Source organism: Neobacillus sp. YX16 (assembly GCF_030123505.1).
In the GTDB taxonomy this organism is placed as follows: Bacteria; Bacillota; Bacilli; order Bacillales; family Cytobacillaceae; genus Neobacillus.
Genome location: NZ_CP126115.1, coordinates 4,333,871 through 4,354,424, shown reverse-complemented (window position 1 = coordinate 4,354,424; position 20,554 = coordinate 4,333,871). Strand labels below are relative to the sequence as shown.

Below are 20,554 nucleotides of genomic sequence, written 5' to 3'. Positions count from 1 at the left end.
TTTCTAGATTTCAATAGGCTTTTTATTTTCATCTAGTGTAAATCCTTCTCCATGGACATCATGGACAACAGTGACAGAAACAAACGCATGTGGATCAACTGAGGTAATCAAGTTTTTTAAACGAACGATTTCGTTTTTAGCCACAACACAGTATAAAACTTCTCTCTCTATTTTAGTAAAAGAACCATACCCTTTCAGAACAGTAACGCCTCTATCCATTTCTTCCATAATTTTTTTCGCAATATCATCATTTCTATCAGAAACAATCATTGCACCTCTGGCCGTATAGGCACCTTCTTGAATAAAATCAATAACCCTAGCTCCAATAAATACAGCTACTAGAGTGTACATTGCTTCTTTATAATTGAGATAGGTAAGAACAGATAACCCAATCACTCCTATGTCAAAGATAAACATGGTCCTTCCCATGCTCCAGCCAGCATATTTCTGGACAAGTCGTGCAATGATATCGACTCCACCTGTCGTACCGCCATAGCGAAAGATAATCCCTAATCCAATTCCAAGAAAAACACCCGCAAATAGTGCAGCTAGTAATAAATCATCTTTTAGCGGCATGTCAATCGAATAACGCTGGAATATCCATAAAAAAACGGATAGACCGACCGTGCCAAGAAGTGTGTATATAAAAGCATTTCTACCGAGTAATTTCCAGCCGACAAAAAAGAGAGGGATATTTAAAATTAAGTTTGTATAAGATGGATCCCATTTGAACATGAAGTATAGAAGTAGCGTTATACCGGTAAAGCCGCCTTCGGCAAGTTTATTCTGCATATTAAAATTGACCAGTCCAAAAGACATAATCGCTGTTCCAATTAAAATAAATAAAACGTTTTTCATTTTAAGACCAAATATCATAATCTTTTCTCCTCTACCGCAATTTTCCGTAGCCAGCGGCTTTTATTATAGCGAATTAATAATAGAAGAGCAATTTTAGGCTGGAAAGTGATACTTAATGCGAAAATATTTGTAAAACTAACTTTTTTTAGCTAATGTATTTAGTATAGTTGTTTTACAATTATTAAAAGAGGTGAATATGTGTGGCCAATGGCAAAACTATCAAAGACCTGCAGAAGGAAGTAGATACATACATAAGTCAATTTAAGGAAGGGTATTTTAGTCCACTTGCGATGGTAGCTCGGCTTACGGAAGAGCTAGGTGAGCTTGCCAGAGAAGTCAATCATCAATATGGTGAGAAGCCTAAGAAATCCAGCGAAACGGAAAAGGCTATTGAGGAGGAGCTGGGAGATCTTCTTTTTGTCATCATTTGCTTGGCCAATTCATTAAATATTGACTTGGAAGAGGCACACGGTTATGTTATGAACAAATTTAATACCAGAGATAAGGACCGCTGGACGAAGATAGAAAAGAAGGATGAGGAGTGAAACGGAATGGAAACGGTGAAAATTATTATAGCGGGACCAAGAGGACGGATGGGGAGCGAAGCCGTCAAAATGGTAACCAATACGGAACATTTTGAATTAATCGCAGCAGTTGACCATAAACATGATGGCCACATGTTAAGTGACTTAGAGGGTTTCCATTCAATAAATAATGTCCCTATTTTTTCATCTATTGAGAAGTGCCTGCAAAATGTTGAGTGTGATGTATTAATTGATCTAACTACACCTGAAGTCGGCATGCATCATGCCAGAACAGCACTTCAACATAATGTGAGACCTGTGGTGGGGACTACTGGTTTTACAAAAGCTGACTTAGAAGAGTTGGAGCATATATGTAAGGAAAAGGAACTAGGCTGTATAATAGCACCAAATTTTGCTCTTGGCGCTGTTTTAATGATGAAGTTTTCACAAATGGCTGCAAAATATTTTAATGATATTGAAATAATCGAACTTCACCACGATCAAAAGCTTGACGCTCCATCCGGCACTGCTGTGAAGACTGCTGAAATGATGGCGTCTGTAAGAGAATTCAAACAACAGGGACATCCTGATGAAAAGGAAACAATAAGTGGTGCAAGGGGTGCAGAATTTAACGGTATGCACATTCACTCCGTGAGACTGCCAGGACTCGTTGCCCATCAACAGGTTTTATTTGGATCAGATGGCCAAACGTTATCCATTCGTCATGATTCCTATAATCGCACTTCCTTTATGTCTGGTGTGAAAATAGCTGTAGAGACGGTAATGAAGCAAGACCTTTTTGTATATGGACTTGAAAATATTCTAGAATAGGAGCACTGCCATGAATATAGCTTTAATTGCACACGATAATAAAAAGAATGACTTAGTTCAATTTGCGACAGCATACCAAACTATCTTTTCAGAACACACCCTTTTTGCAACGGGGACTACTGGTCTTAGAATACAAGAAGCAACAGGATTACCCATTACTAGATTTCAATCTGGCCCACTAGGCGGAGATCAGGAAATCGGTGCGATGATTGCAAAAAATAAAATGGACGCGATTTTCTTTTTCAGGGATCCACTTACTGCTCAGCCGCATGAACCTGATGTGACGGCACTCGTTCGCCTATGTGACGTGTATTCTATACCCCTGGCTACAAATATGGGGACTGCGGAACTATTGATTAGAGGATTAGATGAGGGTTTCTTAGAATGGAGAAACATTGTTCATGATACCGGTGAAAGAGATGAGCGATAAGCCCCTACATATATTAGCTTTCGGTGCCCATGCTGATGACGTCGAAATTGGCATGGGAGGAAGTATCGCAAAACTGACTGCAAGAGGGAAAAGAATAGGCATTTGTGATTTAACGGAGGCGCAACTTTCTTCGAATGGGACGATAGAAATAAGAAAATCAGAAGCAAATAAAGCAGCTGAAATATTAGGAGTATCTAAGAGATTGTCACTTGCATTTCCAGATAGAGGCCTGCTTCTGCAGGAGGAATTCATTAGGAAGATTGCTTTCGTCATTAGAAGGTATCAACCACAAATTGTCTTTGCTCCTTACTTTGAAGACCGCCATCCTGATCATGGAAACTGCGCCCGCCTTGTGGAAGAGGCGGTCTTTTCTGCTGGCATAAGGAAATACCATACCGAGGATAGCCAAACACCCCACAAGGTTTCAAACATGTATTTCTATATGATAAATGGCTTCCATAAGCCAGATTTCACCATTGATATTTCTGATACGATGGAATATAAAATTGCAGCCTTGAGGGCCTATAAAAGCCAATTTGAGAAAACAGAAAATAGTATTAAAACGCCCCTAGTTAATGGATACATCGAAACCGTTGAGGCAAGGGAAAGACTATTTGGTCAGCAAGTTGGAGTTGATTTTGCTGAAGGGTTTAAATCAAAGGTGCCAATTCTCTTGAATCGTGACTTGATGGGAGATTAAAAATGAGGAAACTTAAAATTGGAATTACCTGTTATCCTACTGTTGGCGGCTCAGGAGTCGTTGCGACAGAATTAGGGAAAATGCTAGCTGAGAAGGGGCATGAAATTCATTTCATCTCATCTAGCATGCCGTTTAGACTTAATAGAATGTATCATAATATTTTTTATCATCAGGTTGAAGTGAATCAATATTCTGTTTTTCAATATCCACCCTATGATATTGCCTTAGCAAGTAAGATGGCCGAGGTTGCTAATAGAGAAAATCTAGACATTCTCCATGTCCATTATGCTATCCCGCATGCAGTTTGCGCAATCTTGGCAAAACAGATGTCAAAGGTTGATGTAAAGATTGTCACCACGCTGCATGGTACAGACATAACCGTTCTTGGTTACGATCCATCCCTGACAGAGGCAATTAAGTTTGGGATTGAAAAATCTGATGCAGTAACGGCTGTTTCAAGGTCTTTAATTGAGCAAACCCAAGAACTTATTCAGCCAGACAAACAAATTGAAACGGTCTATAACTTTATTGATGAAAGAATTTATCAAAAAAGAGAAGCAAATCATTTAAAGAAGGAATTCGGAATTAAAGAAAATGAAAAAGTCGTCATCCATGTTTCAAATTTCCGGCCAGTTAAACGTGTTCAGGATGTGGTAAAAACGTTTGCGAAGATTTCTGCTGCAATGCCGGCAAAGCTTTTGCTTGTTGGCGATGGCCCTGAAATGACGCCTGTTTGCAGGCTTGTAAAGAAATTAGGGTTAACTGATAAAGTTCACCTTCTAGGTAAACAGGAAAACCTTGATGAATTATATTCCATCAGTGATATAAAGCTGTTATTATCGGAAAAAGAAAGCTTTGGGCTGGTGGCTCTCGAGGCAATGGCCTGTGGTGTACCTTGTATTGGAACGAATGTTGGCGGATTGCCTGAAGTTATTCAGAATGGAGAGACAGGATACATTTGTGAGCTAGGGGATATTGACGATATTTCTAAGAAAGCTATCATGCTATTAAGTGATCAACAGATTCATGAACAATTTGCCAGTAATGGATTAGCTGTTGTGAAAACAAAATTTAGAGCCGAACAAATTGTCGGGAAATATGAGCAATTATATTATAAGCTCTTAAACTAAGGGTGATTAGATGAAAGAGCCTTTTTTAACAGCTGTACCAGTATTAGAAAGGTTAGAGACTGCTGGTTTTGAAGCATATTTTGTAGGGGGGGCTGTCAGGGACTTCCTTTTAAATAAAGAAATTAACGATGTTGATATTGCCACCTCGGCAACCCCCGAAGAAGTAAAACAGATTTTTTCGAAAACTGTCGATATTGGAATCGAGCATGGTACAGTTCTGGTTTTGTATCAAAATCAAGCATATGAAATTACTACCTTTCGAAGTGAAGCAGAATACGAGAATTTTCGCAGGCCAAAGGAAGTTGCATTTATTAGGAGCATTTCAGAAGATTTACAGCGGAGAGATTTCACCATGAATGCCATTGCGATGGATAAATATGGAAACCTTATTGATCCATTTCAGGGGAATTTAGCAATCATAAATCAAGTCATTCAAACAGTTGGAAATGCAGAGAATCGATTTCAAGAGGATGCATTAAGAATGATGCGTGCTGTTCGCTTTGTAGGTCAGCTCTCTTTCAAAATTGAAGAAGAAACACTAAATGCACTGATAGAAATGGTACACCTTCTTGAACATATTGCGGTCGAACGAAAACAGACGGAGTTCGATAAACTACTTAGTGGTGTTAATCGAAAACAAGCCTTGGAATTAATTCTTCAAACCAATATGTATCATTACTTGCCTGGTTTATCAAATCAAGAGGAAGCTATAAAGTTAGTGTTAGAGTATGAGCTTGAACGGTTAAACTCACGTGAGATGTGGGCATTGCTCATATTCTGCATAAAAGTAGAAAAAAAAGAAATAGAGGAATTTCTTAGAGGCTGGCGAATCCCGTTGAAGGAAATTAGGGAGATACAGCTTATTTTACATTATCTAAATATGCGATTTGAAACTAGTTGGTCTTCCTATGATTTGTATACAGCAACGAAGGACATTTTCGTATCATCTGAAATTCTATATCTCGTTATTAACGGCATCGTAGGTAGTGACACCATTCAGCACTATACTCGACTGTATGAAAGTCTTCCGATTAAAGAACGATCAGAAATGGACCTAACAGGAACGGACTTAATGGCCTGGTTTAACAAAAGTGGTGGACCATGGGTGAAGGAGCTATTGCTTAAGGCTGAGCAAGCGATTCTAGATGGCAGAGTTACGAATAGTAAAAAAATCATAAAGGAGTGGCTGATGGAGTGCAATCACAACTAAGGAAAGAATTACTTGACGCCTTTACAACTGCTGGTGGTTCTTACTTATCTGGCCAGCATATAGCAGAGTTACTCGGCTGCTCCAGAACGGCTGTATGGAAGCATATCGAAGAGCTCCGAAAAGAAGGTTTTGAATTAGAAGCAGTGCGCCGAAAAGGGTACCGAATTGTAAAAACACCTGAAAAAATAACAGCCAATGAATTAAGACTGGGTTTAAAAACTAAATTTATTGGTAAAAACATCCACTACGAGGACAGTGTAGAATCTACACAAAAGATTGCGCACCGTTTAACCTATGAAGATGCACCTGAAGGGACAGTAGTTATTGCAGAAGAACAGCTATCTGGCCGCGGAAGAATGAACCGTAAATGGCATTCACCCAAGTATACAGGCATTTGGATGAGTATTATTCTTAGGCCAAACATCCCACTGCCAAAAGCTCCTCAATTAACGCTATTAGCAGCGGTGGCAATTGTTCAGGCGATTGAGGACCTTACCGGGGTGCTTCCAGAAATAAAATGGCCAAATGACATCCTAATCAATGGGAAAAAGGTAACGGGAATTCTAACTGAACTTGAAGCAGAAGCAGATCGTATTAATTCAATCATCATTGGTATCGGAATGAATGTTAATCAAATAAAAGAAGACTTTCCACCTGAGTTACAGGACATAGCTACATCGCTCCTTATTGAAAAAGGTGAAAAAATATCCCGAGCTGAAATAATTAAGGGCATCTTTATGAATCTTGAAAAATTGTATTTACTATACCTAGAAGAGGGTTTCCTTCCAATTAAGCTTTTATGGGAAAGTTATGCTATAAGTATTGGAAGACAGGTTACTGCGCGTACACTAACTCATTCAATTGTTGGAAAAGCCCAAGGTATTACAGACGACGGAGTATTAATGATTGAAGATGAACAGGGAAAAATACACCATGTGTATTCTGCTGATATAGAAGTATAAAAGGTTCAGATTTTAATGCTGTGTTAAAGCAAATGTTGATATTGGAACTCTGTTGATTTGTGCGGACGGCGCGAGACTCCTCGAAAATGCTATCGCCTTTTCTTCGTGCGTGGGCAGATTCGAGGAAGTAAATCAATGTCCTGCAGGAGGACGGGACAGGGGAGACCCCGCTTATCTCTTAGCGCCGAGGAGTAGGAAAAGCGGAAGCGCCTGTACAGCTCCGACAAGCGCTGGAGGGCCTGACGATGAAGTCGTTCTTTGACTTCATCGTTGGGACCGAAGCGACTCGAGGGGCTAGGCGCTGCAGCTAGACAGGCTTCCCGAACCGCCTGCGGAAAGCGAAGCGCCTCGTGACAGGCAGAGACGGCCTGTCACTGCGGTGATTATTCAAAGAAGCTTTCCTTAGTTGAGCACAAATCAACAGCCCAGTTTAACACAGCCACTGAAAAGAATAGCTTGCGGTTTTCTGAATTTTTTCTTATAATTCAAATAATGGGCGGTATCCTTGAGAGCTGCACCTGAAACTATTTTTTCATAATTTAAAAGGTTTCTGCCTAGATCCGTAGCACGGACCGGGACAGAGGGATAGAACATGTAAAAGAGTACCAAGATCCTCTGCCTTCAGAAGGATCTTTTTTGCGCTCTTTTTTAATCCCCTCTTCCTAATTAAAAGGAGGGAATGTAGATGAAGCAAAGTACAGATTTCTTAAAAATGAAAGAAAATAAGGAAAAAATTGTCATGCTTACTGCGTACGATTATCCATCTGCGAAACAAGCAGAACAGGCAGGAGTCGATTTAATTTTAGTTGGAGACTCTCTTGGGATGGTCATGCTGGGTTACGATTCCACGGTACCCGTAACGATGGAAGATATGATTCATCATGCAAAAGCCGTAAAACGAGGAGCTAAGGATACGTATATCGTTGTTGATATGCCATTTTTAACCTATCATCTGTCCATTAAGGATACAATGCTAAATGCAGGCAGATTGATTCAGGAAACAGGTGCTCACGCCTTAAAGCTTGAGGGTGCAGATGATGTAATTGATAAAATCGCAGCCCTCACAAAGGCAGGAATTCCAGTTTGTGGCCATCTTGGATTAACTCCTCAATCCGTTGGCGTATTAGGCGGCTATAAAGTTCAAGGAAAAGATGCAAAAGCTGCAATGAAACTGTTGGAAGATGCGAAAAAGTGTGAGGAAGCAGGGGCATTCGCAATAGTGCTTGAGTGTGTACCTAAGCAGCTTGCAGAGGAAGTATCAAAACATGTTTCCGTTCCTATTATTGGCATTGGAGCAGGGGCAGATGTGGATGGTCAAGTACTCGTCTATCATGATATTTTAGGTTATGGTGTGGAGAGAGTGCCTAAGTTCGTAAAGCAATATTACAACTTAAACCCGTTTATTATTGAATCCATACAAGCGTATGTAAAGGAAGTAAAATCAGAACAGTTTCCTGAAGATAAACACTCCTTTACGATGAAAGAACGTGAGCTTAGCGGACTTTACGGAGGTATTAAATGAGAGTCATTACCACGATAAAGGAAATGCAGGCTGAAATAAAAAAACTAAAATCTCAATCAAAATCAATCGGGTTTGTGCCAACCATGGGATTTTTACATGAAGGTCATCTTACTCTATTAAATAAAGCAAGATTAGAAAATGATAGTGTTGTTTTAAGTATTTTTGTAAATCCACTTCAATTTGGACCAACTGAGGATTATTCAACCTATCCCAGAGATTTTACCAGAGATCAATCATTGGCTGAATGTGAAGGGGTAGACATTATTTTTTATCCATCGGTAGAAGAAATGTATCCGCATTCTTTATCTGTTAGTGTGACAGTTCAGGAACGTACGGATGTTTTGTGCGGGAAATCTAGACCAGGTCATTTTGATGGTGTGGCTACTGTTTTAACAAAGCTTTTTAATATTGTGTTGCCAACAAGAGCTTATTTCGGGATAAAGGATGCTCAGCAAGTCGCCGTAGTAGAGGGATTAATTTCCGATTTTAATTTTCCGATTGAATTAATTCCTGTAGACATTGTCCGTGAAGAAGATGGTCTTGCAAAAAGCTCTCGTAATGTTAATCTCCTGCCTGAAGAAAGGTCACAGGCTGTAGTTCTATATAAAAGCTTAACTGCCGCTAAAAAGGCCATAGAGGGAGGAGAACAGAACCCTCAAACAATTAAGGATCTAGTTTCAGACATGATTGGTTCAGAGACCCACGGACAAATTGATTATGTAGAAATCTACTCATATCCTCAATTAAAAGAAATAGAGAATTTAGAAGGCACATGTATCATTGCGCTGGCGGTTAAATTTTCAAAGGTTCGATTAATAGATAATATCATCTTAGATGCTACGCAGGGAATTGGAGGAGAAAAATAATGTTTCGGCACATGATGAATGGGAAAATCCACCGTGCTACAGTAACGGAAGCTAATTTAAATTATGTTGGAAGTATTACAATAGATGAAGATTTGCTAGATGCCGTGGGTATGGCGGCTAATGAAAAGGTTCAGATTGTTAATAACAATAATGGTGCTAGACTTGAAACGTATATTATTCCTGGAGAAAGAGGCGGCGGTGTGGTTTGTTTAAATGGGGCTGCTGCCCGGCTAGTTCAAAAAGGTGATATTGTTATTATCATCTCTTATTGCTTAGTTCCGGAAGAAAAAGTTCAAAGTCATCAGCCTAAAGTGGCCATTATGGGTGAATGTAACAAGATAATAGAAATGATCAATGCTGAACCAGCATTAACTATTATGTAACGAATCCCCCTTATCGGGGATTTTTTCTTTTTTTATGATTATTTTATATACTGTAAGTATGGTTTTCTTTTTCTTTTACCTTTTTTGTGATACCGTTTTAATGAAGGTTTGAGGTGTTAGGTAGAATGTTAAATAAATTTGTTGTGGTAGACCTGGAAACTACAGGAAATAACCCCAAAAAAGGGGATAAAATAATCCAATTTGCTGCTGTGGTCATTGAAGAAGGGAAAATCACAGAAAGCTTCTCATCACTTATCAATCCCAAAAGGTCAATCCCTGCTTTTATTGAAGAATTGACACACATAGACGATGAGATGGTAAAGGACTCTCCATTATTTGCCGAAATAGCTCCGAAGGTTAATTCATTATTAGAGGGTGCTTATTTCGTTGCTCATAATGTTTTATTTGATTTGTCATTTTTGCAGGAAGAATTAATTCAAGCAGGATTTGAAGGCTTCTACGGCTCAGTCCTTGATACAGTTGAAATGGCGAGAATCATCTTTCCTACAGCTGACGGTTATAAACTTTCTGACCTAGCTGTAAGAGAGGACCTGCAGCATGATAGACCACATCAGGCAGATAGTGATGCGCAGGTTACTGCAGAACTTTTTCTAATTCTTGTAAATCGGTTATTACAATTACCTGTATTGACTCTCAATCAGCTTTCACAGCTTTCAGGAGGACTTAAAAGCGATTTACAACAATTAATTGATGAAATCATTTTAGAAATAGACCCAAGCAGTCAAAAATGGCATGAATACGTTGAAATATGGAATACACTTGCCCTGAAAAAGATTCAAAGTCATTCATCGTCGACTAGCAGGCAATTTAAGGATGATTACCAATTTCCACTCAGTGAAGAAGAAAAAATGAAGATGGTTAGTAAGGGTTTTACATCCTATGAAAAGAGAATAGGACAATTTCAAATGATGAATGGAGTTTACCAGGCTTTCCTTTCTGGAATGCATACACTCATTGAGGCAGGTACGGGTGTAGGGAAATCTTTAGGATACCTGCTGCCCGTTGCGTATTTTGCAAAAGAGAGCAGGCTCCCTGTTGTGGTAAGTACCCATACTATACAGCTTCAGGAGCAAATCATTCAAAATGAAATACCTTTGTTAACAAAGATTCTTCCTTTTGAAGTAAAGTCTGTTTTGTTGAAAGGAAGAAACCATTATATTAGTTTAGAGAAATTCGCCCTGTCCTTATTGGAGGAAAATGATAATTACGATACGACATTAACGAAAATGCAAATTCTTGTATGGCTGACTGAAACCAATACGGGTGATCGTGATGAGCTGAATCTCTCTAGCGGCGGAAATATTTTTTGGAACAAAATTAAGAATGAACAAACAATCTTTGCAATGAATAAACTTTGGCAGGAGAAGGATTTTTATTTACGCGCAAAGAATGAGGCTCAGGATGCGGATATTATTATTACCAATCATTCGCTGTTATTAAGTAATCTATCAGCTGAAAAAACATTTATGCCAGAGTTTGATTATGCCATTATCGATGAAGCACATCATTTTGAAAAGGTTGCAAGCCAATATTTTGGCCGCACATTAGATTACCTCACAACCCGTTTGCTGCTAAGTCAATTTGGGCAAAATGATCAGCGACTTTTATTTCATGAACTAGAATCAATCCTTGATGCCCTAATAGCAAACAAGGGGAATTTAACACCAACTATAAAAATAAATCAACTTGCAGCAGATCTTTCCTATGAAATGGATGAATTTTTTAAGCTTACTGCCCTTTATGCAAAATCAAGTACTCCTGAAAGAAGAGGTATAAATCGAGCCAAAGTGCGGTTTTTACGTGAAAAAGGAGGCAAAGAAAAAAATGCTCTTTTCCATAGCGCAGAGAGGTTTGCCTTTCTTCTGAAGGATTTACGGAATGCAATCAGTGAGCGTTTAGAGTTAATTAAGAATCATAAAGAAAATTTAACAAGTAAGCAAAGAGGAAAAATGGAAGAAATCATTTCCTTTAGTAATGAAATAGAAGAACTTAGAAACACCGTTCAAGATTGCTTTATTAAAGAATCTAATGATGTAAAATGGATTGAGATTGATTTCCGTTCACAACAGAATGTAACTACCTTCTATGCCCAGCCTGCTTTCGTAGCGGCTTCGCTAAGAGAAAGGTTTTTTAGTGTTAAAAGTGGCGTGGTTTTAACATCAGCAACCCTTACAATTAACAATTCGTTTGACTACATGATAAATGAAATGGGACTCGTTAAAGAAACTACGCTAACCATGAATATACCTTCTCCCTTTGATTATAAAAATCAGGTGAAACTGTTAATACCTGAAGATTTACCAGAGGTGAATGCAACTGGTCTAGAGGATTACGTTATTGCGATTACGGAGCATATAATAACGGTCGCAGAGGCAACAAAGGGTAGAATGTTGATTCTCTTTACGGCTCACGACATGTTAAAGAAAACATATGAGCTTATTAAAGAAAGTGGATTTCTAAATGATTATGCAATGATTGCACAAGGGATTACAAGCGGCAGCCGCTCAAGATTAACGAGGAATTTCAAACGGTATGAGAAAGCAATTTTACTAGGGACTAGCAGCTTCTGGGAGGGAATAGATATCCCGGGTGAAGACCTATCCTGTTTAGTAATTGTCAGATTGCCATTTAGCCCGCCAGACGAGCCGCTGACGGAAGCTAAGTGTCAAATAATCAAACAGCAAGGTGGAAATGCCTTTACGGAGTATTCATTACCTGAAGCGATTCTCAGATTTAAACAGGGATTTGGGCGTTTAATCCGCAGTGATAAAGACCGGGGAATCATGATGGTTTTTGATAAAAGGATTATTTCTGCAAAATATGGTAAGGACTTTTTGAAGTCAATACCACCCGTACCGATGAAAAAAGGAAATATTGACGAATTAGTCGAAATAATTTACAAATGGCTATAATGAAATCTGGAAAAATTACACATCCTATTAGTATGGAGGTATGTGTATGAGAAAATTATTACTTGTGGCAGCAATCTTTTTCCAATTTACTTCGATTGGAAGTGCCTCTTCTAATGAATTAGGTAATGTAGAAAGTATCGATTTAAATTTGAAGGACCATGAAATTGCTGTCACCTTTTTTGGCTTAGGTGACGGGGAAGCGACCCTTATTCAAGGCTCTAATGGTGAGAATATTTTGGTTAATATGGGTGGAGAAGAAACAAGTGATGAATTGCGGGAAGTTCTCAAAACTTATGGTGTTAAGGAAATTTCAACACTAATCATTACGAACACTCAAAATCTTTTTCTTGACCAACTTACGCAAATTATTTCAAAATATAATGTAAAGCAATTGATTGCAACAGCTGAAATAGCAAGGGAATTAACTAACATGTCACCTTCCTTTACGGAAGTAAAAGTAATTCCTTGGTCAGAGGGAATAACTCAAGTCCTTTTCCCAGATTTGTCTGCAGAGGTTCTATATGCAGGAATAGGAGAAAATGAAGGGATAGATTTTACGCTGCAATTTTTTAAGCATCGTTTATTTCTGATGACCTCGTCTAGTCAACAAGTGGAAGAAAATTTATTAAAGAAAAATTTAGATGATGTTACTATTTTTAAAGTGCCAAACTGGGCTAAGGAAGATTCGTTATCGGAGAAATTAATTCAACACGTTAATCCGCAAATATCGATTCTATTTGAATCAGAGCAGCATCAACCTGACCCCGATATTATCTATAACCTGCAGGATATATGGTCTGAAGTCTTTTTTACAAAAAAGCATGGTACCATTACGATAAAATTTACTGAAAATAACTATGAAGTATTCACTTTTCCAGTAGAAAAGGAAGACTATAGCTGATATTATTGCTTTAAAGAGATAAAGGAGGAATACAATGGAATCAAAAATAGAAGTCCTCTCAACCGTTAAACTTCAGCATAGTCCGGACTTATACAAAATTGTTGACGCCCTTAATCGAACATTAAAACAAAAGGATTTAATGTTTGGACTTGCACTCGATCAAGAAGATCAAAGTAAAGCTATTTTTACCATTTATCGTACATAAAAGATGTAAAGCGGAGGCGATTGTCCAACTTTGACAGACGCTTACAAGCCGGCTCTGCAAATCCTGCACTTTGGATTTGTAGGGACTGATTGAAACGACCGAAAAGTTAGGAGCCGCAGCTGGAAGAAGTGGAGTACAATGAAAAAAATTATTTTATTTATAGTATTATTTATAGTAATTTGTGTTGGTGTTTTTATTAAAGTATATGCAACCGCCCAAGAACCTCTAAATGCTGCAGAAGAAAAGGCTGTTACCTTGGCAAAGGAAAAGGTCGAGCTAAATGAAGTCGAGGATTTTCATATCTATCATGGAACAGAGACAGTAAATGTCATAGAGGGGAAAAATAAAAAGGGTGAAAATATTATCGTTTGGATCCCTGAGAAAAGCAAGAAAGTGATGTGGGACAAACGGAAAAACGGCATTTCTGAAGAGGATGCTGTCCAAAGACTGTTGGAAGAAAAAAATCCCAAAAAGATTATCTCAGTTAAAATAGGAATGGAAAACAATATCCCATTATGGGAAATTTATTACCGTTCTGAAAATAATTTAATAAATTATTATTATGTAGACTTTAAAACAGGTGAATGGCTAAAAAAAATCGAAAATTTATAGCTTCATGAGAGCAGGAGGAATAGGAATGGCAGTGAAATTAGCAAACAGAGTTATGACACTTACACCATCAACAACATTAGCAATTACAGCAAAGGCTAAAGAATTAAAGGACCAAGGGGAGAATGTAATTGGTTTAGGTGCAGGTGAACCTGATTATAACACTCCACAACATATTTTAGATGCAGCGGTCCGTTCTATGAATGAAGGTCATACGAAGTACACCCCTTCAGCAGGCTTACCAGCCTTAAAGAAGGCAGTCATTGGAAAATTAGAACGAGACCAAGGTCTTTCCTATAAACCAAATGAAATCATCGTAGGGAACGGGGCAAAACACGTTTTATATACGCTTTTTCAAGTTCTCTTAAATGAAGGTGACGAAGTCATAATACCAATCCCTTACTGGGTAAGCTATCCTGAACAAGTTAAATTAGCTGGAGGCGTTCCGGTTTACGTGGAGGGATTTGAGTCACAGCAATTTAAGATTACAGCTCAACAATTAGAATCGGTGATTACTGAAAGAACCAAAGCAATTATTATCAATTCTCCAAGTAATCCTACAGGTGTTATTTATTCCGCCGAAGAACTGCAGGAATTAGGAAAATTATGCCTTGAAAGAAATATTTTAATCATATCAGATGAGATTTATGAAAAGCTCATATATGGTGAACATAAGCATGTATCAATTGCACAGTTATCTCCTGAATTAAAGGAACAAACAATTGTCATTAATGGTGTTTCGAAATCACACTCCATGACAGGCTGGCGTATTGGTTACGCTGCAGGGAATAAAGAGATTATCGAGGCAATGACAAACTTAGCGAGTCATAGCACATCTAATCCGACCACAACTGCTCAGTATGCCTCTATAGCTGCATATAATGGTCCACAAGAGCCAGTTGAAGAAATGCGTCAGGCCTTTGAACATCGTTTAGAAGTTATTTATGAAAAATTAGTTGCGATACCAGGATTCACTTGTGTGAAACCTCAAGGTGCATTTTACTTATATCCAAATGTGAAGCATGCCGCTGAATTAACAGGATATCAAGATGTAGATGCGTTTGTTGAAGCCCTGTTGGTAGAAGCAAAGGTAGCAGTAATCCCTGGCTCCGGATTTGGTACACCAGATAATATCCGTCTTTCCTACGCAACCTCACTTGATCTCTTAGAAGAAGCAGTGACGAGAATGAAGGATTTTGTTGAAGCTAAGCGTCAACGTTAAAATATTGGATTTTCAATAAAAAGTCTGCGATTGCAGGCTTTTTGCTTTTCTTATAATATCTGGATATTTCAATCCTCTTACTGTGAGAGGATGTTCATGTTATACTAAGCAAGAGGTGTCGCAAAAAATGAAAACAAATATATTATCATGGCTTCAGGAAGGTAATATAACGGTTCCTGCTTTATTATTCTCAGAGTACCGAAATATGAATCTTAATGAATATGAACTTGTTCTCTTATTAAATATTATGACTTTTATAGAAAAAGGAAATGACTTTCCCACTCCAGAAGAGCTATCTTCTCGGATGACGATTACTGTTTCAGAATGTAACGAAATGCTGCGAAGATTAATTCAAAAAGGGTTTATACAAATAATAGATGAATACTCTTCAGAGGGAATCAGGTTTGAGAAATACTCTGTAGGGCCTTTATGGGAAAAACTTGTAGACCAGTTTTTAATCAAAAATAAACAAACTCAAGAGGTCACTAAGAAGACAGACGAAAGTGATCTATACACATGCTTCGAGAAGGAATTTGGACGTCCTTTATCCCCGTTTGAGTGTGAATCACTGGTAATGTGGATGGATGATGACCATCACGATCCTATTATCATTAAGGCAGCATTACGAGAATCGGTCATGTCTGGAAAGTTAAATTTCCGATATATTGACAGGATTCTTTTTGAATGGAAAAAGAATGGCATAAAGACAATTGAACAGGCGAAAACTCATGGGCGAAAGTTTCGCCAAAAGCAGACGCCAAATCGACCGGCGCAAGATTCTCAAGCCCCTTCAACCAATTCTGTGCCCTTTTACAATTGGCTGGAACAATAAATTAACTAAACGAGAGGAGAAATTCTCTCGTTTGTTTCCATTTACATTACGAACTGGCAGGTGAAATTACTTTGTTAAATAATACACAAATTCGTTTTTGTCTAGATCAAATGGGCGAGATGTTTCCTGATGCTCATTGTGAATTAGTACATTCAAATCCTTTTGAGCTGGTAATTGCGGTGGCCTTGTCTGCACAATGTACGGATGTTCTCGTCAATAAGGTTACCAAGGAATTATTTAAGAAATATAAAACTCCAGAGGATTATTTAGCAGTTCCTCTAGAAGAACTGCAAAATGATATTCGCTCGATTGGACTCTATAGAAATAAAGCTAAGAATATCCAGAGTTTGGCAAGGCTTTTATTGGATGAATATGGCGGTGAAGTGCCGAGGGATCGTGATGAATTAACGAAACTTCCGGGTGTAGGAAGAAAAACGGCAAATGTTGTCGTATCAGTGGCTTTTAATATTCCTGCTATCGCAGTAGATACTCATGTTGAAAGAGTAAGTAAACGGCTTGGTATTTGCCGCTGGAAGGATTCTGTGCTTGAAGTGGAAAAAACACTAATGAAGAAGGTACCAAAGGACGAGTGGTCTGATACCCACCATAGATTAATTTTCTTTGGCCGATACCATTGTAAAGCTCAAAACCCGCAATGCCCTAGCTGCCCATTATTAGAGCTGTGCAGGGAAGGGAAGAAGAGAATGAAAGGTAGGAAAGTCGCGAATGGATAATCAGCTAATCATCCCCTTCCTGGAAGAATTGGAACTAGAGGGTTTGGATGAAAATGTAGACCAAGCCATTTCAAATCTATTATCAGACTGGGAAAGAATAAAAGTTGAACTGGAGGGACTTTATCGGAATCGAGATCAAAAATCAACATTACAAGGGATGAAAAAAGGGATTGGCTTATTCATTCAATTTTTATATTGGTCCAATGATAGACAAATTAATTCTAAGGAACCTATTTCAATTAATCATTTAGTGATAAAACCGGTTAATCTCGATGAAAGATTAGCTTATATCCTTTCAAGGCCGAACCTGTTCCATTCTTATCGCCAGCTTTCCGAGCTGATGACAGAACAAGCAAAACAATATGCAAAAAAAAATATCGTAAAAAAGCGTCTAAGCCAAAAGGGCTAGACGCTTTTTTGTATTGGAGATTTATCCTCCACTATCACCATTACCGTTACCATTTCCAGGCTCTGTGGTGACTGGTACATCACTGCCTTCGTTTCCTCCGTCTCCTTCACCAGCATCATTTCCATTACCGTTACCATTGCCATTACCGTTACCATTGCCATTACCGTTACCATTGCCATTGCCATTACCATTACCATTACCATCTCCATCTCCATTACCTTCATCTTGTTGTGGAAGTGGGATATCGATTGAAGTTGTGGCTGGGTCACTTCTCTTGTTACCAATAATCGCAACAACACTGATGCTATACTTCGTACCTGGTATTGGATTCTGAAGCGTAACTACTTTTTCTGAAATAGTTTCAGTTTTAGGTGCTACACCGTCAGAAATAGTTACTTCGAATTGAACAGCAGTATTTTCTGAATTGTTGTAATCCCAAGTTAGTGTCACTTCATTTTTTCCTGCATCATAAATTGCTTTTGGATTAACAGGTGCATTAATCTTGTTGTATTTCTCTGAAACCTTTTTTGGTGCATGACCTTTCACTGCATACTCCACAATAACTTCACTATTAGGTGTAAACTCACTTGCTAATGCAGGCGGTTTAGAACCTTTTTCAACTCTAACCTTTTGCACGCTATCGGGAACAGGGAAGTCAGGTGTTTCGATGTCTTTTGACACATATGCCATTAAATTCTTAAAGATTAGCTGAGCGATTTTCTGATCTGCACCCGGTTGAATAGGGGTTTTTAAATTGGAATAACCCGTCCAAACGGACGCAGTATAGTTAGTTGTATAGCCTGTAAACCATGCATCAGGTACAACCCTGCTGCTAGTAATGTTCCAATCTTTCATTTGTTTTTCTGAATAGTTGGTAGTACCTGTTTTTCCAGCAATTGGAAGTCCTGGAACTCTTGCCGTTGTACCAGTACCTGGTGAAACCATAACGCTCTTTAACATATCGGTAACCATGAAAGCAGTAGAATCCTTCATAACAAGCTTTGATTCTGGTGCAGTGTCGAGGACAGTACCATCTCGAAGCTCAATTTTTTTCACGGCATAAGGCTTTGTATACATCCCATTATTTCCAAATGCACTATAGGCTCCTGCCATTTGGAGAGGCGAAACTCCTACTGTTTTTCCTCCAAAACCGCCAATTGCATAGGATTCAAATATTTCCTTCAACGGTATCCCAAGGCTGATAGCGAATTCTTTTGCTTCTTCTAAACCAACCTGCTGAAGAGCCTGAACCGCTGGGGTATTTCTAGAATACTGCAAGGCAGTACGCATTGAAATTGGACCCATGTATTTGTCATCCCAGTTGCCAAACTCTTGACCGGTAGAATACTTTATTGGTTTATCATCAATCGTTTGATAGGTACCCCAATTTAGATATTCAATCGCTGGTCCATAGTCCAGTACAGGTTTGATCGTTGATCCAGGCTGGCGCTGGGTATCAATTGCATAGTTAAAGCCACGGCTAACCTCTTGGTTTCGCCCGCCGCCAATCGCACGGATTTCACCAGTTTTTGTATCGGTGAGAGCTATACCTGCTTGGAATTCTGCATCTGGATAGCTTATTACTTCATCGGTATTCAATAAGGTATTAACATATAATTGAGCGTTTTTATCAAGTGTTGTATGAATCGTTAATCCATCCGAGAAGATATCAAAGTCTCCTTGATCCTCAACCTCATCAATAACAGCGTCAACAAAAGAATCAAAAGGTTTTTCGTCTCTAACTCGTTCCTCTTCTTTAACCAATGTGGCTGTCACTGGAACACTTTTTGCTTCTTCCATTTGTTCTTTCGTGATATATCCATGCTGTTCCATTAACATCAAGACAATATTACGTCTTTTTTCTGCTAAGTCAGGGTGGTCAAATGGGTTATAATTATTTGGACTTTGCGGCATTCCAGCGAGCTGTGCAGCCTCAGGAAGGGTAAGCTCCTTTAATTCCTTGCCATAAAATATTTTTGCAGCCGTCGCCAGTCCATGACTGTTTTCAGATACAAAGACTTTATTTACATACATTTCAAAAATTTGGTGCTTTGTATATTTTTGTTCTAACTGATAGGCCATCCATGCTTCCTGCACCTTACGCTTCAAGGTTTTTTCAGGAGTTAAGAATGAATTCTTGATGACCTGTTGAGTAATCGTACTTGCTCCCTCAGAACCAAATCCTTCCCGGAAATTTGCTACAACAGCTCCAGCCAAACGGATAGGGTCCAAACCATGGTGTTTATAAAATCGAACATCCTCCACCGCTAAAACAGCATCTTCAAAAAGTTTTGGAATATCCTTATAATTTACATATTCACGGTTTTCCGAGCCAACTTCTGCAATCAGCTCGCCATCTTTATCTAAAACTTTAGAGGAGATGGGGTCTTTTAATAATTTCGGATCAAGTTTAGGAGTATCCTTCACTAAATAAGCAAAAGTTCCAACGCCTGCCAAAATACCAATAATGCCAAGGGCAACAAGGATTAGAAAAATTTTCTTAACAATACCACTAGGTTTTTTCTTCGCCTTTTGTTTTCCTTTAGATTGTTGGAGTTTTTTACGGCGCTCCTCTCTCGATTCTGCCATGATAATTTCCTTCCTTTCATAACTTTAAACATTTTCTTAATATCTAAAAATGAAAAAGAGTATCGATTATTTTAATATAGTCAATTCTGGGTTGAAATCCAAGTGGAATAAAAACTCCTTTTTGCTCGATTTCTTCCTTTGTAATTGATTTTCTCCCCCCATTTTTCATTCTTTCCCAAAAGGATAACAAGTGGTTAGCTTCTAGTAAATATACTTGTTCAAATTTGGAGAACCTGAGAATAACAAAACAAATTCCACCCTGTGAAACAACTTCCTGCATATGTTCAATTTGATGCTGATGGAAATTTTTCAAAGGAAAAGAGGTTGGATTTGCTGTTTCCTTTGCCTCAAAATCAATATATTTACCTTTATATACCCCGTTATAGTCAGTGGTTGAAGCTTGTTTAAAATAGGCTTCCTTGATAACGGCAGCACTTCTTTTAGGGTAATCCACCTGAACAATTTGAACGGGTGTAGGCTTTTTGTGAATGACTGCAATATTTCTCACACGATAATATTCATTCGTATCGTTCAAATCATCCTCGAGTGTCATACCTCTATTACTAAATGAGTGATTACTTTGTTTCTTTACTTTGGATTCCATTTCCATTTCTTTTGGAACGTATTTTTTTCCGTTTGGATAATTAAATTTCATGACAAGCACCTCTCAAGCTACTACTTATCATATCAAATCTAATCGCTAA

General features: G+C 38.4%; 21 protein-coding genes. 18 read left to right on the top strand and 3 right to left on the bottom strand.

Translation table 11 applies throughout. The annotated features are described in order from the left end of the window. Positions 1–3: 3 nt before the first annotated feature. Positions 4–876: a YitT family protein gene (locus QNH48_RS21390; RefSeq protein ID WP_095247308.1), complete on the bottom strand. Its 873-nt coding sequence runs from the start codon at positions 874–876 to the stop codon at positions 4–6. 182 nt (positions 877–1,058) lie between these two features. Here QNH48_RS21390 and QNH48_RS21385 point away from each other — a divergent pair, with 182 nt between their 5' ends. From QNH48_RS21385 to QNH48_RS21300, 18 genes are all read left to right on the top strand, one after another. After that, positions 1,059–1,403 carry a nucleotide pyrophosphohydrolase gene (locus tag QNH48_RS21385; protein WP_283951927.1) on the top strand — a complete coding sequence of 115 codons (345 nt, stop codon included), beginning with the start codon at positions 1,059–1,061 and terminating at the stop codon, positions 1,401–1,403. A gap of 6 nt (positions 1,404–1,409) precedes the next feature. Next, positions 1,410–2,213: a 4-hydroxy-tetrahydrodipicolinate reductase gene (gene dapB, locus QNH48_RS21380; protein ID WP_283951926.1), complete on the top strand. Its 804-nt coding sequence runs from the start codon at positions 1,410–1,412 to the stop codon at positions 2,211–2,213. Between the two features lie 10 nt (positions 2,214–2,223). Next, positions 2,224–2,643 (top strand): methylglyoxal synthase, encoded by a 420-nt coding sequence (mgsA, locus tag QNH48_RS21375; RefSeq protein ID WP_283951925.1) that lies wholly within the window; start codon positions 2,224–2,226, stop codon positions 2,641–2,643. Continuing rightward, entirely contained in the window at positions 2,615–3,343 is a 729-nt protein-coding gene (gene bshB1 / locus QNH48_RS21370; RefSeq protein ID WP_283951924.1) for a bacillithiol biosynthesis deacetylase BshB1, read from the top strand. Before mgsA ends, bshB1 begins: the two co-directional genes overlap by 29 nt. A 2-nt stretch (positions 3,344–3,345) precedes the next feature. Further along, positions 3,346–4,473: an N-acetyl-alpha-D-glucosaminyl L-malate synthase BshA gene (gene bshA, locus QNH48_RS21365; protein WP_283951923.1), complete on the top strand. Its 1,128-nt coding sequence runs from the start codon at positions 3,346–3,348 to the stop codon at positions 4,471–4,473. A gap of 10 nt (positions 4,474–4,483) precedes the next feature. Further along, complete coding sequence (locus QNH48_RS21360) at positions 4,484–5,683, top strand: CCA tRNA nucleotidyltransferase (protein WP_283951922.1); 1,200 nt, start codon at positions 4,484–4,486, stop codon at positions 5,681–5,683. After that, positions 5,668–6,645 (top strand): biotin--[acetyl-CoA-carboxylase] ligase, encoded by a 978-nt coding sequence (locus QNH48_RS21355; protein WP_283951921.1) that lies wholly within the window; start codon positions 5,668–5,670, stop codon positions 6,643–6,645. Before QNH48_RS21360 ends, QNH48_RS21355 begins: the two co-directional genes overlap by 16 nt. A gap of 685 nt (positions 6,646–7,330) precedes the next feature. Next, on the top strand, positions 7,331–8,167 hold the full coding sequence (gene panB / locus QNH48_RS21350; protein WP_283951920.1) for a 3-methyl-2-oxobutanoate hydroxymethyltransferase: 837 nt from the start codon (positions 7,331–7,333) through the stop codon (positions 8,165–8,167). Further along, positions 8,164–9,033 (top strand): pantoate--beta-alanine ligase, encoded by an 870-nt coding sequence (gene panC / locus QNH48_RS21345; RefSeq protein ID WP_283951919.1) that lies wholly within the window; start codon positions 8,164–8,166, stop codon positions 9,031–9,033. The genes panB and panC overlap by 4 nt, the downstream gene beginning before the upstream one ends. Beyond that, positions 9,033–9,416 (top strand): aspartate 1-decarboxylase, encoded by a 384-nt coding sequence (gene panD / locus QNH48_RS21340; RefSeq protein ID WP_283951918.1) that lies wholly within the window; start codon positions 9,033–9,035, stop codon positions 9,414–9,416. The genes panC and panD overlap by 1 nt, the downstream gene beginning before the upstream one ends. Before the next feature lie 125 nt (positions 9,417–9,541). Further along, positions 9,542–12,349, top strand: coding sequence for an ATP-dependent DNA helicase DinG (gene dinG / locus QNH48_RS21335; protein ID WP_283951917.1), 2,808 nt, complete (start codon positions 9,542–9,544; stop codon positions 12,347–12,349). A 46-nt stretch (positions 12,350–12,395) separates the two neighbouring features. Further along, a complete protein-coding gene (locus tag QNH48_RS21330; protein ID WP_283951916.1) occupies positions 12,396–13,250 on the top strand; it encodes a ComEC/Rec2 family competence protein in 855 nt (284 codons plus the stop codon). 34 nt (positions 13,251–13,284) lie between these two features. Further along, positions 13,285–13,455, top strand: a complete 171-nt coding sequence (locus QNH48_RS21325) for a YpmA family protein (protein ID WP_095247321.1) — start codon at positions 13,285–13,287, stop codon at positions 13,453–13,455. Between the two features lie 138 nt (positions 13,456–13,593). Further along, positions 13,594–14,067 (top strand): cell wall elongation regulator TseB-like domain-containing protein, encoded by a 474-nt coding sequence (locus QNH48_RS21320; RefSeq protein WP_283951915.1) that lies wholly within the window; start codon positions 13,594–13,596, stop codon positions 14,065–14,067. A gap of 31 nt (positions 14,068–14,098) precedes the next feature. Beyond that, complete coding sequence (locus tag QNH48_RS21315; protein ID WP_283955846.1) at positions 14,099–15,286, top strand: pyridoxal phosphate-dependent aminotransferase; 1,188 nt, start codon at positions 14,099–14,101, stop codon at positions 15,284–15,286. 127 nt (positions 15,287–15,413) lie between these two features. Beyond that, entirely contained in the window at positions 15,414–16,118 is a 705-nt protein-coding gene (locus tag QNH48_RS21310) for a DnaD domain-containing protein (protein ID WP_283951914.1), read from the top strand. 71 nt (positions 16,119–16,189) lie between these two features. Continuing rightward, positions 16,190–16,852: an endonuclease III gene (nth, locus tag QNH48_RS21305; RefSeq protein ID WP_283951913.1), complete on the top strand. Its 663-nt coding sequence runs from the start codon at positions 16,190–16,192 to the stop codon at positions 16,850–16,852. Beyond that, a complete protein-coding gene (locus QNH48_RS21300) occupies positions 16,845–17,261 on the top strand; it encodes a YpoC family protein (protein ID WP_283951912.1) in 417 nt (138 codons plus the stop codon). The genes nth and QNH48_RS21300 overlap by 8 nt, the downstream gene beginning before the upstream one ends. Before the next feature lie 21 nt (positions 17,262–17,282). On the opposite strand, the gene QNH48_RS21295 is transcribed toward QNH48_RS21300, so the two are convergent. Both QNH48_RS21295 and recU read right to left on the bottom strand, forming a co-directional pair. After that, positions 17,283–19,850, bottom strand: a complete 2,568-nt coding sequence (locus QNH48_RS21295; RefSeq protein ID WP_283951911.1) for a penicillin-binding protein 1A — start codon at positions 19,848–19,850, stop codon at positions 17,283–17,285. A 43-nt stretch (positions 19,851–19,893) separates the two neighbouring features. Beyond that, positions 19,894–20,505: a Holliday junction resolvase RecU gene (gene recU, locus QNH48_RS21290; RefSeq protein ID WP_283951910.1), complete on the bottom strand. Its 612-nt coding sequence runs from the start codon at positions 20,503–20,505 to the stop codon at positions 19,894–19,896. Positions 20,506–20,554 lie beyond the last annotated feature (49 nt).

Excerpts from the sequence above, each read along its gene's own strand:
- QNH48_RS21390 (WP_095247308.1), bottom strand. The coding sequence starts at position 876 with ATGATATTTGGTCTTAAAATGAAAAACGTTTTATTTATTTTAATTGGA.
- dapB (WP_283951926.1), top strand. The coding sequence starts at position 1,410 with ATGGAAACGGTGAAAATTATTATAGCGGGACCAAGAGGACGGATGGGG.
- mgsA (WP_283951925.1), top strand. The coding sequence starts at position 2,224 with ATGAATATAGCTTTAATTGCACACGATAATAAAAAGAATGACTTAGTT.
- bshB1 (WP_283951924.1), top strand. The coding sequence starts at position 2,615 with ATGATACCGGTGAAAGAGATGAGCGATAAGCCCCTACATATATTAGCT.
- bshA (WP_283951923.1), top strand. The coding sequence starts at position 3,346 with ATGAGGAAACTTAAAATTGGAATTACCTGTTATCCTACTGTTGGCGGC.
- QNH48_RS21360 (WP_283951922.1), top strand. The coding sequence starts at position 4,484 with ATGAAAGAGCCTTTTTTAACAGCTGTACCAGTATTAGAAAGGTTAGAG.
- panB (WP_283951920.1), top strand. The coding sequence starts at position 7,331 with ATGAAGCAAAGTACAGATTTCTTAAAAATGAAAGAAAATAAGGAAAAA.
- panC (WP_283951919.1), top strand. The coding sequence starts at position 8,164 with ATGAGAGTCATTACCACGATAAAGGAAATGCAGGCTGAAATAAAAAAA.
- panD (WP_283951918.1), top strand. The coding sequence starts at position 9,033 with ATGTTTCGGCACATGATGAATGGGAAAATCCACCGTGCTACAGTAACG.
- dinG (WP_283951917.1), top strand. The coding sequence starts at position 9,542 with ATGTTAAATAAATTTGTTGTGGTAGACCTGGAAACTACAGGAAATAAC.
- QNH48_RS21330 (WP_283951916.1), top strand. The coding sequence starts at position 12,396 with ATGAGAAAATTATTACTTGTGGCAGCAATCTTTTTCCAATTTACTTCG.
- QNH48_RS21325 (WP_095247321.1), top strand. The coding sequence starts at position 13,285 with ATGGAATCAAAAATAGAAGTCCTCTCAACCGTTAAACTTCAGCATAGT.
- QNH48_RS21320 (WP_283951915.1), top strand. The coding sequence starts at position 13,594 with ATGAAAAAAATTATTTTATTTATAGTATTATTTATAGTAATTTGTGTT.
- QNH48_RS21310 (WP_283951914.1), top strand. The coding sequence starts at position 15,414 with ATGAAAACAAATATATTATCATGGCTTCAGGAAGGTAATATAACGGTT.
- QNH48_RS21300 (WP_283951912.1), top strand. The coding sequence starts at position 16,845 with ATGGATAATCAGCTAATCATCCCCTTCCTGGAAGAATTGGAACTAGAG.
- QNH48_RS21295 (WP_283951911.1), bottom strand. The coding sequence starts at position 19,850 with ATGGCAGAATCGAGAGAGGAGCGCCGTAAAAAACTCCAACAATCTAAA.
- recU (WP_283951910.1), bottom strand. The coding sequence starts at position 20,505 with ATGAAATTTAATTATCCAAACGGAAAAAAATACGTTCCAAAAGAAATG.